The sequence below is a fragment of the Hydrogenophaga sp. 5NK40-0174 genome (genome assembly GCF_040372165.1).
GTDB lineage: Bacteria > Pseudomonadota > Gammaproteobacteria > Burkholderiales > Burkholderiaceae_C > Hydrogenophaga.
The window spans coordinates 339,201-352,210 of sequence record NZ_BAABWG010000003.1 but is presented as its reverse complement, the minus strand read 5'-3'; the positions used below and the strand labels follow the sequence as shown (position 1 = coordinate 352,210).

General features: G+C 63.5%; 12 protein-coding genes. 6 read left to right on the top strand and 6 right to left on the bottom strand.

All coding sequences use genetic code 11. The features are described 5' to 3' along the window. The first annotated feature begins 59 nt into the window (after positions 1–59). Positions 60–524 carry a PaaI family thioesterase gene (locus ABWV89_RS11150; protein WP_353396632.1) on the top strand — a complete coding sequence of 155 codons (465 nt, stop codon included), beginning with the start codon at positions 60–62 and terminating at the stop codon, positions 522–524. 2 nt (positions 525–526) lie between these two features. Here ABWV89_RS11150 and ABWV89_RS11145 read toward each other — a convergent pair whose 3' ends face one another. The 5 genes from ABWV89_RS11145 to ABWV89_RS11125 all read right to left on the bottom strand — a co-directional run bounded on the left by ABWV89_RS11145 (position 527) and on the right by ABWV89_RS11125 (position 6,716). Further along, complete coding sequence (locus ABWV89_RS11145; protein WP_353396631.1) at positions 527–1,564, bottom strand: patatin-like phospholipase family protein; 1,038 nt, start codon at positions 1,562–1,564, stop codon at positions 527–529. Between the two features lie 10 nt (positions 1,565–1,574). Then, complete coding sequence (locus tag ABWV89_RS11140; RefSeq protein ID WP_353396629.1) at positions 1,575–2,657, bottom strand: 3-deoxy-7-phosphoheptulonate synthase; 1,083 nt, start codon at positions 2,655–2,657, stop codon at positions 1,575–1,577. Positions 2,658–2,854: 197 nt separating this feature from the next. Continuing rightward, positions 2,855–3,511, bottom strand: a complete 657-nt coding sequence (locus ABWV89_RS11135; RefSeq protein WP_353396627.1) for a 3'-5' exonuclease — start codon at positions 3,509–3,511, stop codon at positions 2,855–2,857. A gap of 33 nt (positions 3,512–3,544) precedes the next feature. Beyond that, positions 3,545–5,707, bottom strand: coding sequence for a sensor histidine kinase (locus tag ABWV89_RS11130; protein WP_353396626.1), 2,163 nt, complete (start codon positions 5,705–5,707; stop codon positions 3,545–3,547). Positions 5,708–6,014: 307 nt separating this feature from the next. Continuing rightward, a complete protein-coding gene (locus ABWV89_RS11125; protein ID WP_353396624.1) occupies positions 6,015–6,716 on the bottom strand; it encodes a response regulator transcription factor in 702 nt (233 codons plus the stop codon). Between the two features lie 206 nt (positions 6,717–6,922). Between ABWV89_RS11125 and ABWV89_RS11120 the strand changes: the two genes are divergently transcribed. The 5 genes from ABWV89_RS11120 to ABWV89_RS11100 all read left to right on the top strand — a co-directional run bounded on the left by ABWV89_RS11120 (position 6,923) and on the right by ABWV89_RS11100 (position 12,610). After that, a complete protein-coding gene (locus tag ABWV89_RS11120) occupies positions 6,923–8,236 on the top strand; it encodes an SPFH domain-containing protein (protein ID WP_353396621.1) in 1,314 nt (437 codons plus the stop codon). Positions 8,237–8,249: 13 nt separating this feature from the next. Next, entirely contained in the window at positions 8,250–9,809 is a 1,560-nt protein-coding gene (locus ABWV89_RS11115; RefSeq protein ID WP_353396620.1) for an SH3 domain-containing protein, read from the top strand. 40 nt (positions 9,810–9,849) lie between these two features. Then, positions 9,850–10,110 carry a DUF3297 family protein gene (locus tag ABWV89_RS11110; RefSeq protein ID WP_353396618.1) on the top strand — a complete coding sequence of 87 codons (261 nt, stop codon included), beginning with the start codon at positions 9,850–9,852 and terminating at the stop codon, positions 10,108–10,110. Between the two features lie 268 nt (positions 10,111–10,378). Further along, positions 10,379–10,957: a hypothetical protein gene (locus tag ABWV89_RS11105; RefSeq protein ID WP_353396616.1), complete on the top strand. Its 579-nt coding sequence runs from the start codon at positions 10,379–10,381 to the stop codon at positions 10,955–10,957. A 30-nt stretch (positions 10,958–10,987) separates the two neighbouring features. Continuing rightward, complete coding sequence (locus ABWV89_RS11100; protein WP_353396614.1) at positions 10,988–12,610, top strand: Tle-like phospholipase domain-containing protein; 1,623 nt, start codon at positions 10,988–10,990, stop codon at positions 12,608–12,610. A 31-nt stretch (positions 12,611–12,641) separates the two neighbouring features. On the opposite strand, the gene ABWV89_RS11095 is transcribed toward ABWV89_RS11100, so the two are convergent. Continuing rightward, entirely contained in the window at positions 12,642–13,004 is a 363-nt protein-coding gene (locus ABWV89_RS11095) for an antibiotic biosynthesis monooxygenase family protein (RefSeq protein WP_353396612.1), read from the bottom strand. Positions 13,005–13,010 lie beyond the last annotated feature (6 nt).

Sequence of the window (13,010 nt, the reverse complement as noted above, 5' to 3'; positions counted from 1 at the left end):
CCGTGCCGGGAGAGCTCATCTCCTGTCCGTTAACCCGTCGTCAAAGGAGCCATTACCCCATGGATACCCATTCAACACCCGAGCAAACCATGACCTCTGCAGAGCAGCTGGCCGCAGTTCGTTCTGCTGTGGAAGCCATGCCGATGGCTCGTTCGCTCGGCTTGCGCGTTCGACAACTGGACGCCGGTCATGCCGAACTGGAACTACCTTACCAGGATGAACTCACTTGCGCGCCCGGCATGCTCCAGGCCACACCTGTGTACGCGATTGCCGATTTCGCCGCGGTGTCCGCTGCTGCAACAACGCTTCCGCAGGGCTGGGTCAATGCCACGTCGGACACCACACTCAAGCTGGTGGCGCCGGCGGTGGGCCGAGTGCTCAGAGCCCGCGGACGGGTGATCTCCATCAGACGTTCCCAGACCGTGTGCGCTGCAGATGTCTTTGCAGTCAATGCCATGGGGGAAGAGACCCTGTGTGCGGTGATGGTGGCCACAGCATCCAATCGTGAGCTGTCAGCCAGCTAGCCTCAGTAAAACAGGGCGCCCAGGTCCACGCTGCTGTGCTCGCCCAGGGATTGACGGTGTTTGCGCAGCCATGCTTTGGCGTGCTGACGCCCCTGGCTGAACAGCATCTCGAAAAAGCGCATGCTCGCTGCGGCCTTGCTCTGGGTATCGAGTTCGCTGGTGACTTCGCTGGCTTCGATGATGTGAAAGCGCGTGTTCACCAGCCGGTGCTCCAGCGCGCCTCGCCGGAACCAGGGCAGGTCGCGGGCCCCTTCCTGCAGATGCGCGTACATGCGCATCTCGCGCAGGAAGGTGGCGTTGAAGGCGATCTCCATGGTGCGTGCCTGGATGTCGCGCGCAGACAGCGGCGTGTCGGTGTGCTCCAGTGGCGCAAGCATGACGAGCAGAAGGTCACGCGCCTTGCATTCGTGGAACAGGGGGAACACCGCAGGGTTGGCGGCGTAGCCACCGTCCCAGTAGGCTTCACCATCGATCTCCACCGTGTGGTGCATGCTTGGCAAACAGGCAGAAGCCAGCATGGCGTCAACGGAAAGCTCATGGGTGCGGAACAGGCGCAGCTTGCCGGTCTTGACATGGGTGGTCGCGATGAACAGCTTCACCGGGCTGCGGGCTTTCAACTCGGCGAAATCCACCTGATCGTCGAGGATCTTGCGCAGGGGGTTGAAGTCAAAGGGGTTGAGTTGTTGTGGCGAGAAGTAGTGCGACCACTGCAGCATCATGCGCATGGCCGGCACCAGATGCATGCTCTTGCCGTCGAGTGTGGGTCGCGCTACCTCAAACGGGGTCACGTCAGCCACTGCGCTCCAGAACCTTCGCAAGGCGTCGCGCGCGCCGTCAGGGCCACCGGCCATCAGACCATGGGCCAGGACCACAGCATTCATGGCACCTGCACTGGCGCCGCTGACACCATCGAGGCGCACCTGCTTGCTCTCGAGCAAGGCGTCGAGCACGCCCCAGGTGAAGGCGCCGTGCGCACCGCCCCCCTGCAGCGCCAGACTGACCACAGGGCGGTGACGCCAGGGGAGCAACTTCACCGCCATCGCATCTCGCTTACGATCGTCGCGTGGCGACTGCCTGCGCCAGGCTCTCCAGCACGGGCAGGGTCTGTTCAAAACTGATGCAGGCATCAGTGATGCTCACACCAGGCTGCAATGGCTGGCCCTCGACCAGATCCTGCCGGCCTTCATGCAGATGGCTTTCGATCATGACGCCAGTGATACGCCGGTCGCCAGCGGCAATCTGTTCTCCGACGGCCTGAGCCACTTCAATCTGCTTGCGGTGCTGTTTGCTGCTGTTGGCGTGCGACAGATCGATCATGACCTGCTCGCGCAGGCCGGCGCCCTTGAGCAGTTCGCAGGCGGCATCCACATGGGCCTTGTCGAAGTTGGGGGTCTTGCCGCCGCGCAGGATGACGTGGCAGTCCTGGTTGCCGCGGGTCTCGAAAATCGCTGCCTGCCCCATCTTGGTCATGCCCATGAAGGCGTGTTGTGAGCGCGCCGCGACCATGGCGTCCACAGCGACCTTGACGCCGCCATCGGTACCGTTCTTGAAGCCCACCGGGCAGGACAGGCCACTGGCCAGCTGCCGGTGGCTCTGGCTTTCGGTGGTGCGCGCCCCGATGGCGCCCCAGCTGACCAGCTCGGCGGTGAACTGGGGCGACAACAGGTCGAGAAACTCGGTGGCGACGGGCAGGCCAACGCCAAGGACATCGATCAGCAGGCGTCGGGCCATCGACAGACCTTCGTTGATGGCAAAGCTGCCATCCAGGTGCGGGTCGTTGATGTAGCCCTTCCACCCCACAGTTGTTCGGGGCTTCTCGAAGTACACGCGCATGGCCACCAGCAAGTCCCGGCTCAGCCTATCGGCCACCGGCTTGAGGCGCTGGGCATATTCGATCGCCTGATCATGGTCATGAATCGAGCAAGGCCCCACCACCACGATGAGCCTGTCGTCCTGGCCTGCGAGCACTTTGGCAATGGCCTGGCGACTGCTGGCCACGAGCTGCTGGGCAGCCTCGGGCGCCGCGATCTGCTCTTCGAGCAGGGCTGGGGTGACCAGTGGGCGTACAGCGCCAATGCGCAGATCGTCGATGCGGGTGGTGTCGTCAGTGGAAGGGGCGGTTGATGCGGTCATGGGTAGACGTGGGGACAAGGGTGCTGATGGAGCGCCTTGGCAATGGAGTCATATTGCACTGCAACATTCTCGGTCGAATGTACGCGCTTGAGGTAATAAAGCGCGTACAAAGATGACAAGGCGTAGGGATATTCAAACGGAGGCTGGCGCCAAATATGAATCGCTGTATGGCGATAAAGAAAAGTGAACACCAACTCTCATTGATGAGTCGCAGTCGTGGTGTCCTTGGCCTCGGCGCATTGCGATGCAAGGCAACGAGCGATGAACTTGGGCAGGCCCGCCTTGGAGCAGGCCTGCAGTCGCATCAGGAAATCGTGATCCGGGTTGGCGATGCCATGCCGCTCCCGCAAGGCTGACTGCAGGCGCAGCAGGAGTTCGGCGGTGACCTCGGCGTCCGACAGCGCCCGGTGGGCCTGACCGGAGCGTTCGATGTGTAGCCACCCGGCCAGGGCACTGAGCTTGTGGCTGGTGGCTTCCGGGAAAAGACGGCGCGAGAGCAGCACCGTGCACGCAAACGGCTGGGTCGCGTTCAGGCCGGCCAGGGCGAGCTCGCCATGCCAGAAGCGCCGGTCAAAGGAGGCATTGTGGGCCACCATGGGTGCGTCGCCCACGAACTCGGCAGCGGCACGCATTGCCTCCGCCGGCGTCGGCGCATCCGCCAGCATGGCGTTGCTGATGCCGGTAAGCGATTCGATGAATGGGGGAATGGGCACGCCAGCATTCATCAGGCTCTGAAAACGGTCAACGACCTGCCCCTCCTCCGTCATCACGATGGCCACCTCGGTGGCTCGGTCGCCGTAGGCCGGCGACATGCCGGTGGTTTCAAAGTCGATCACGGCCATGCGTTGTGTCATGGCATGAATCATAGTCAAGTCGCCAGATGGGCGTCATTCGCGGGCGGGTGGACGCAAAGGCAGCTCGAGGCAGAACTGCACCCCGTCGTCCCGGTTCTCCGCACGAATGCTGCCACCCATCTTGGCCAGGTAGGTGCGCGCCACATACAGGCCCTGGCCACGTCGCTCAGCCGCAGCAGAGGCCTGAGCAGAGAAAGCGGCGGCGTTCTGGTCCGACACGCCATACTCGAAGATGCGATCGAGTTGCTCTTCGGCAATGGCCGGACCCTGGTTCCGAATCATCACCGAAGCGAGCTTTCCATCCGTGCCGAGCCCGATGTGGATGAGCGTGTCCTGGTGGCGATAGCGATCGGCATTGCGCAACACATGGGCAATGACGTCTTCGAGCGAGTGCTCGTCTGCCGTGACCCAGACACCCTCGCCCGGCCCTTCGTAGACCACCTGCCCAATGCCGGCGTCGGGGGCATGGTTGGCGACAGAAGACAGGAATGCGGCCAGATCCAGCGCCTGCAGCTCGAGCGGCGCAGCTGAAATCGCATCGCTGGGCGAGGCCGTGCCATAGAGCACGCGCACCGCCTGCTGCATGCGCTGAACATAGCGGTGGCTCGGGTCCGAGGCGTCTCCATGCAAGACCATCAGCGACTGCAGCGGCGACATGATCTCGTGGCCCACCGCGTGCCACATGTCGCGCTCCTGTTCGGCCCGGATGTGCTCGCGCCGCACGCCTTCTTTCACGCGTTCGAGCAGTGTGGCCAGCGTGTTGGCCAGAATGCCCAGCTCATCCCTGCCGCCCAGGTCGCTCACATCGAGAGCACCCAGACGCCGGTCGACCTGTGGGTCCTGCATGTTGTAACGCAGCGCAGCGGCGCGGCGAGTCAGAGAGGTGATGCGCCGCATGAGCCCGACTTCGATGAGCAGCCAGGTCAGCGCGATCGCAGCCAGCATGGCACCCACATAGCCGCTCATGCGGGTCGCGCTGGCGCTCACCTGCTCGTCTACCGTGCCCAGGTCGCCACTGAGCGAGAGAGCGTACCGACCCGCTGGCGTGATCACCTCTTCCTCGGCCCGAAGCGCGTTGTCGGTGGGCCTGCCCTCGTCCAGAGGCAGGCGCCGGACAAGGCGCCTGATCCAGCGTGACGCACTTTCGGTCGGTGCCTCTGGCGCGCCGATCGTGCTGATCGTCTGTGCCCGCTCCCCCACCAGTCGGTCGATCCGCAACTGCTCGCCTTTGAGCAATGCCTCGCCCAGCTGCGCCAGCGCAAAAGGACGGAGTGCGTCGGTGTTCTGGCTGTCAAAAATCACATCGTCCGGTGCGCCTGCAGTGCCCATCCAGCGCAGCCGCACCCGCATGGCATAGAGGTTCTCGGGTGGCCACTGCTTGCCACGCGAGCGGTAGACCTGGTCACGCCAGGCATCGACAGGCAGGCGAACCGAGACCAGTGAGCGCCTGTCGCATGCCGGCAGACTCGCATTGGGGTCTGCACACACCGAGTCCTGCCAGAGCCAGCCCCCGAAGTCGCGCTCTGGCCTTGCCAGCCGGTCGAGCGTGTCGCTGTCCGCCGCAAAACCGGTCAGGCGGCCACGAATGCCGCGGCTGGTCTCGTCGAAACGCACGCCCCGTCCGGCCTCGAATGGCGCCATCCATTGCATGTGCTCGCCTTCCAGCGTCACGTCTATGCGAGCCCGGCTCACATGGGCCAGATCCGTCTGCCCCCGGGTGCGCGCCACCGCCGGCGGCAGCATCAGGTCGGCCACCGCGTAGACGAAGGCGCCTGCGTAGGCACGCCGCCCCACCGCCACACAAAGCTGCTGTCCGTCCGGCCATTGCACAGCACAACCGCTCATCTCCACCGCCTGCCGAGCCTTGAACGGATCGCCAAAGTCCAGACCGGCAAACGGCAACACCACCGGACTGATCCCGTCATCGACACTGAACGGCGCATCGGCGTTGAGCAGCGCCAGCTGGCCAGTGGGATGCCGCAACTGCGCGCTCATGTTGTTCAGCCGCTGCCGAAACGCCGCCTCATATCGGTCCCGACTGCGCTGCCGCTCCTCCGCCAACAGCGTCACCGCCAACACCACCGTCGCCGCCGCCAGCAACAAGAACGCCCCATGAAACACCAGCCGACGCCGAAACGCCGCCAGCCGCAAACGCGGCGCCGGCAAAGAAGGCAGATCGAGTGGCCCAAGCTTCATGCGCGATCAGTCAACACCGAGAAAACCCGCCAATCCGCCCTCTCCGAGCGCCAACACCTCTTCTCCAAGCTCCCGAAGATCCGGCTTTGCCGGTCCAAGGGAGCGTCCCCCTCCCGCCAATGGCGAGAGAGAGGGAAGCCGCAAAACGCCGCAGGGCGTGTGCCCCAATATCCCGATCCGCGCCGAGCGAAGAAACGCCAAACCACCAGGCTCCCGAAGATCCGGCTTTGCCGGTCCAAGGGAGCGTCCCCCTCCCACCGTAGGTGAGAGAGGGGGAAGCCGCGCAGCGGCGCAGGGGGTGCTACCTCTACCCACCCCATCGAAACCCTCGCATCGGAACGTTCTCAATCCCGTTGAAGTCTGGGTCCACTTCGCGGAACGCCTCGCGAATCGTGCTCACATGCTTTCGCACGTTGTCGCGGTTGCGCCCGCTTTTGACCACCTCAAACAGCTCCTCATAGCTCACCACCTCCCCTTTTCGCTGCGCCAGCGTCGCCAGAATGCGCTGAGCCGTGAGCGGCAGGTTGATGCGTTCTCCTCGCCAGGTTGGATTGCGCTGCCACAAGGGGTCGAGACGCAGTGCGTGGTCGGTGTCCTTCTCTGCCTGCTGGTCTTCGTTCGCGCGCCTCTGCCGCGCAGAGCGCAGGATGTCGAGAAACGTCTCGATGAACTCTGCCTCTTCGAAGTGGGTTTTCTGCAGGTAGTCCCAGGCATCGAGTGCTTTCATGATGCTCCGGTAAATGGCCGCCGGCATGGCGGAGACCACCAGCACCGGCGTGCCCTGGTGCAGCTTGTTGATGGTGTTGATGACTGCCACACCGGCGTGTCGCTCGTGGCCGAGCTCGATGTCCAGCACCACGGCGGTATACCGCTCTCGCTGCAGTGCTGCTTCGGCGCTGTCTCGGTCGGGCCATTGATCGACAGTGAGGTCGGGGCGGGCCGCCCTGATCCACCCTGCAATCAGGTCGCTGGTCGGCTGGTCGTCTTCGATGACGGCGATTCGTTCCATTGGTCCATTATCAGCCGCCCGTCACGGACGCCCTGTGAGTGTTTCTTCCGGTGTTGTGAGCGAAAGGACCTGATGGCGGCATTGAGTCTTCCCCTTCTGCTGTAGACGATCAATGGCATGCCTGCATGGATGGTGTCGCCCGGTGGAGGGAGGTCTGTCCGGCAGCGAGGCAATTCCCAACGTCACTGCAAGAAAGCGACACGACCATGAGCATGATTTCGTCCATCCAGCGGTTCTGGCGGCGCCTGACGGGCCGCGAAGCTGCATCTGCGCCATTGCCGGACCTCAGCAACGAAGCCCGCAACCCTCCGGAAATGCAGGGGCCACCTGCGCCGCCAAAAACCATGACGGCCCGGCCTCCGCTGCGCTGGCCGGTTTTGCCCTGGCGCTCCATGGCCAGAACCACGGTGGTGTTTGCGCTGGTGGGCGGCATGGGATGGGTGATGGTTCAGCGTCCGCCAGTGGTACAGCTCAAGCCGGGTTTTGTGGGTGTGCGCTCGAACCTGCTGACCGGCAGCGCCACCATCTGGCGCAGCGGCAGTGCCTGGGTGCTGCCTGGCGTACACCGGGTCAAGGTGTATTCCACCCAGGACACGCAATGGGCCGCCCGCGAGCTCTCCAGGGCAGACGGTCCGGCGCCGGCGCAGTCGGTCGAAGGCCTGTCCATCGGCATCGACCTGAAGCTGCGCTATGCGCTCGACCTTGGCCAGATGGATGCCCAGCGACTGGCGTCCCTGCCCACGGAAATCGATCGTCAGATCGTCGAGCCAGCGGTGCAGTCGACGGTCTACAAGCTCATCTCCCGTCACACGGTCCGGGAGATATTCTCCACCGACCGCGACAACATCGAGGCGGCCCTGACGGCGCAAATCGGCGAGCGTCTGTCCAAAGAGGGCCTGGTGCTGCGGTCGCTGCATATTGGCCAGATAGACCTGCCACCGGACTACAAGCGAGGCATGGAAGCGCTGCTGACGCAAGGCCTGGAAGCAGAGAAGATGCGCTACACCCTTGAACTGCGGGACAAGCAGGTCAAAGAGCGCAAATTGCTCGCTGCGGCAGACAAGGCCCAGCGCGAGATCGCCGCCGAGGCTGCAGCACGCGAGCGCGTGATCGCTGCCAAGGCGAAAGAAGAGGCGATGAAGCATGTGCTGCCGTTCAAGCAACGGCAGATCGAGCAGCGAAAACTGGAAGCAGAAGCCGCACGCGTCAAGCGCATCAAGCGCGCCCAGGCCGAAGCCGAAGCCCGAAAAATCGAGGCCATGGCAGAGGCCGAAGCGCGCCAGAAACTGGCCGATGCTGAAGCCTACCGCCTGGCCAGCCTGGGCAAGGTGGAGGCCGAGCAGATGGCTGTGCAAGGCGAGATCATCACGCGACACCCCTTGCTGATCCAGAAGACCATGGCGGACCGCTTGAGTGACAAGGTGCAGGTGATCATCGCCTCGCCACCTCAAGGGGGTGGCTTCATCGGCGACAACCTGCTGGGACAGCCACTGAAAGTGGTGCACAACGGTGGACATTGACGGGAGGCATGACGTGAAATGGCTCAAGAACCTTGCACTGACCGTGGCGCTGGCAGGCGCACTGGCCCTCGCGCTGATCGCAAGCTCGGGCTCCGCCCGGGCCGCATCCGGCACTTCCCCAACAGCATCTGCAACTGCAACAGCAAACCCCATACCGGCATCGGCAAACGTCGGCGTGATCACCCGCGATCTGGTGCCCTTGCGGGCGGGCCCGGACAGCGCCGAGGCCAGGTTGTCCGTCCTCTGGCGGGGCGACCTGCTCGAGTTGCGCGGACAGCGAGGCGACTACGTGCGCGTCTGGAGCCACACAAGAGAGCGAGGCGGCTACGTGCGATCCGATCAGGTCTGGAAGCTGCGCAGCGGGCCGGGGGCGACAGCCGGCTTGCTGACCCTGCTCGATTACCTGAGCGACCAGCCCGGAGAGGAAAGCCTGGGTCTGTCCATTGCGGCCGCTACCATCCAGGCCTTGCCCCCGCACGACCTGCATGGCACCGACGGGGCCGCCGTGCTCGACGCCATCGGCCGGCAGGCCGACCGGCTCGCCGCCAGGGCCAATGAAGGCGTCGGCATCCGTGCCAGTGAGCAGTCTCGCGTGACGGCTCATCTGGAAGGGGCAGCACGGCACGGTGTGCGCTTTCGCTCGGTCGAGCATGACGGTCGTGTCCGTCTTTGCTATGACGGTGATGTCAACCGACGCCTTCTTTCACATGCAGCGGCCACACCGGCGCAACGTGCCCGTGCCGCGCTGGCTTTGACCCGGCCGGAGTGTCAGGCCCAACCCGGCGCCGCCAGCGAGCGCGAGGCTCTGAACCAACAGCGTGCGGACGTTTTGCTCAAGGTGGCACCTGAAGCCGTGCCGCAGCCGTGGCAACAACGCCTTCTCACGCGCAGGGCAGATGTGTGGAGCCGGCTTTCCTATGCCGCGGCCAGACGTGGGGACTGGTCCGCCGCGCAGGCCGCCGCCGATGTGGCCGTGACAGCGGTTGCCGCCGTCAGCCGCGATGGCCTGGACGAGGTCGACCGGGAGGCGGCCAGGCTGGCAGCCTTGAGAACCAATGCGGTCCGGTGGGCGCTGGTGCCTGGTGCGCCGCCTGCGGAGTTGCCATTGCACCTGGAGACGAAGACTGACGGACGTACCTGCCTGAAACTGCAGCAGCCAGGCAGCAAAGCAAAAGTGCTCGCTCAGCGATGCACCTGGGGCCAGGTGTGGATGGCATCGGCGCGCCAGAATCGCGAGCGCAATGCCCTCGTGGTCTCGGTCCAGCCAGTGGATGGCTGGCGTGAACTGTGGGTGTTCCGCAAAACGCCCAAAGGCTGGACGGTGCTGGTGCAGCCGCCGGCACCCCATGACCCTGGCGTGGGCTATGCGGAGTTTGCCGGCTGGGTGCCAGGAGGCAAATCCATGTTGCTGGCGCGAGAGGCCATTGCCGGTGGCCGCACCGTGCGTCGCTTCGAAGTGGTCAGTCTGGATTCCTTGCGTCCGCGTCGCACCGCATTCAACCCGCACGCACTCGGACAATTCAACCGGTGGTCGGACCCACAATGGAAGCAGCAGTCGCTGGCCCTGAGATGAGGGGGTGCATGGACCGCTGGCCATGGCGCACAATAGCGCCATGTCTGAAACACCTGCTACCCCCTCCTCTGCACCAGATCTGCCCGACCGACTGTCTGTCGATCCCAGGAGCCCTCATTTCAACCGCGATGTCATCGAACGCGGTATCGGTATTCGATTCAACGGCAAAGAGCGCTTCGACGTCGAAGAATATTGCCTGAGCGAAGGCTGGATCGGTGTGCCTTCGGCCAAGACGCTGGACCGCAAGGGCCAGCCGCTGATGATCAAACTCAAAGGCAAGGTTGAGGCCTTCTGGCGCTGAGCAGAACCTGCTCCACACCAGCGAACCACCCGCCCCGATGGACATCCTCCATCGGGGTATTTTTTTTGGCGTTCGTGATGGGCGGCGGCGGGGGCTGCGAGGGTGAAATGAGTACTTTCTGCTAGCATTGTTGCGTTGTTCAACGGTCTTCCTGTCCATGCGTTCCTTTCACACCTCATCTGATTCACTTTTCTCGTCCTGCGTCCGTGTTGCTGTACTGGCCTCGGCTCTGCTGGCGGCTGCCTACCTGCAAGCCGGTTGCACGGCGGTGGGCTCGCTGGCCAACAAAGTGGAATCGGTGGGCCAGCAAAGGGACTATGAGAAACAGAAAGGCAAGCTCACTGCCTACATTGAATCTCTCCGCGCAAAAGGAGACCCACAGGGCGACTATTACTACGCCATGGGCAATGCCGACGGGTGGATAAAAGATGTGCGGGATCCGGAAGCGATCACCCAGTTGTTCCGAGACGCAGCGGTCAAGGGGTCGATGGATGCGAAGATCATCCTGGCTTTGCAGAAGGCCACCAGCGAGCCAGTACCAGGGCGCCTGATGGAAAGCAAGGGGCCGAGAGAGAACTTGGGGCAATGGGAAGCGGGTCTGGCTGAGCTCAAGCCATTGCTTGAACAGCAGTGTTATGCGCGGCGGTTGGTGCTGGATTTGGGGACGCCTGAAATCGCGAAGTACTCGATCGCAAACTTCATTTGGCCCAAGTTCAGAGATGGGTACTTTCGCCGGAACATAGATGACACCCGCACACTACTGAAAGACCCACAGCGACAACAGGAATGGGAACGCATTGACCGGGATTGCGATCGCGGAGGTGTCCCGGTTCCAGACTTTAAGTAGGACAAGAACAGGGAGGGAGGTTATATGGGAGTGACCGTCAAATCAGAGGTCTTTTCGGAGCCATTGAATGCCTGGACGGGCATGCGCCTGGCGTATTGGGCCTACCCACACGAAGCCAGCATCAAGACCGAGGAGCAGGCGAAGGAGTTGGCGGCGTACCCTGCCGGCTGGAGATGGGCGAAGCCGAGTGTAGATCTTCCAGAGGACTTTCCAGTTGCGCAGTACGACAACGCGGAGAAGCCGACCAAGGTAGTGCAAGAGGGCTGGAACACCCAGCACAATGAAAGCGCCACACTCGAGAACATGTTCAGGGTGTCCATCAACGAAACGTCTCGAGAGATCTCCTTCGACTTCAAAGGCTCGGATGCCTGGAGCAACTGGAAGTCCGATCTGGGCAATTCCGGGGCATCCGAATTTGCGCAGATCCAGGCCAAGGCGCAGGCGGCATTTGACGCCATCAGCAAGGACCCCCGTTTCGAGGGCTACACCTTCGCCGCGACTGGCCACAGTCTCGGCGGTGGCATGGCTCAGAGCTTTGCGCTCAAGAACAACATCGATGCCTACGTCTACAACAGCCTGCCCATTGCACGCGACACGATCGAGGGCGACTATTTCAAAGACGTGGGTGGCTTCGACGCCGCGTTGGCCGCCTACAAGGCTTCTGACCGCAAGGTGCACGATGTGCGCACGCCCAATGACATCGCCACCTATTGGTACGACGGTTTTCACCAGCAAAAGTACCTGAGCGAGCTCACCGGGCAGGGTCATGACATGCTGCCCGGGGCAAGAATGCCGGACTTCCTGAAAACCGTCATCCTGCTTAGCGGTGAAGGCACGCTGGTGGGCGGGGCCATCATGGGCAAGGACCACACCATGGGGTCGATCATTCGCACCAGTGTTGGCCTGGGGATCGATACCGAAGGCCGCTATGTGCGCCCCAAAGGTCACACGGTGTTTCCGGAGGTGCCATACGAGGCACGCAAGCGCTTCGCGGAGCTTGGTGCATCCAGGGTGATCGAGGTCCGCAAGGACCAGAACAGTGACCCGCAAGACCCCGCCCTCTTCCATCTCAGGCGCGAGGATGACAGTCGCCAGCGCATCCGTGTCTGGCCCAATGGCCAGACAGAAATCGATCATTGGAGCCCTGACGGCAAGCACATCCAGGTCGAGCTCAACGCACGGGATGGCTCTCCGGCCACGTTCAGGGAGCTCGATCGCCAGGGCCAGACGCTCTCGACCTGGGAAGTGGCCATGCGCGAAGCCGGGCCGAGCCAGGGGGATACCCGCCTGGCCAGCGACGCACTCACGCCCGAGCAGATGCAGGTGTTCGTCAACGCGAGCGAGCAGGTGGCGGACCCCTTGATCGCCCGTGGCCTCAAAGGCCCTGAAGTGGCCCAGGTGTGCGCGGCCACGGTGGCTGAGTGCACGCGCCGGTCATGCATGGCGCAGGCCGACCGCTTCCTGGTGAGCCATGACGGCGAGCAAGTGGGGGTGATGAATCCCGGTGGGCAAATGCTGGCAGAAGTGCAAGTGGGCGATGCATTGACGCAGCCAGCGCAGGCGCATTTCCAGGATGCCGTGCAGGCTGCAGACAGTCTGGCGCAGGGGCGAGGCACAGGAGAAGAAGCGCCGGTTCAAGCCCTGGCCGCCTGAGTGGCCTGAGCGGCTTTCACAGCGGCGCGCCTCAAGGGGCGTGCTCGGTATGGCCGCTGGGGCGAAGGAACCCGTATGCGCGCTCGACTCTCGCCACGCGAAGCTCGAAGGCCTGGTACCAGTGCTCTCGTCCCGTGTCGCGCGCGGCAGCATGCTCGGCATTGGCCTTCCAGTCCGCAATGGCCTGTTCTGAGGTCCAGTACGAGACGGTGATGCCCACGCCGGCTGCGTCGCGTACGCTCTCCATGCCAAGGTAGCCTGGTTGCTCTGCGGCCAGCTCGACCATGCGGTCTGCCATGCTGGCGTAGCCGCCATCGCCGGGCGTGCGAACACTGGTGAAAATCACCGCATAGTAGGGTGGCTTGGGGGTGCGGGCAAGATGGTCGGTGGTCATGCAGCG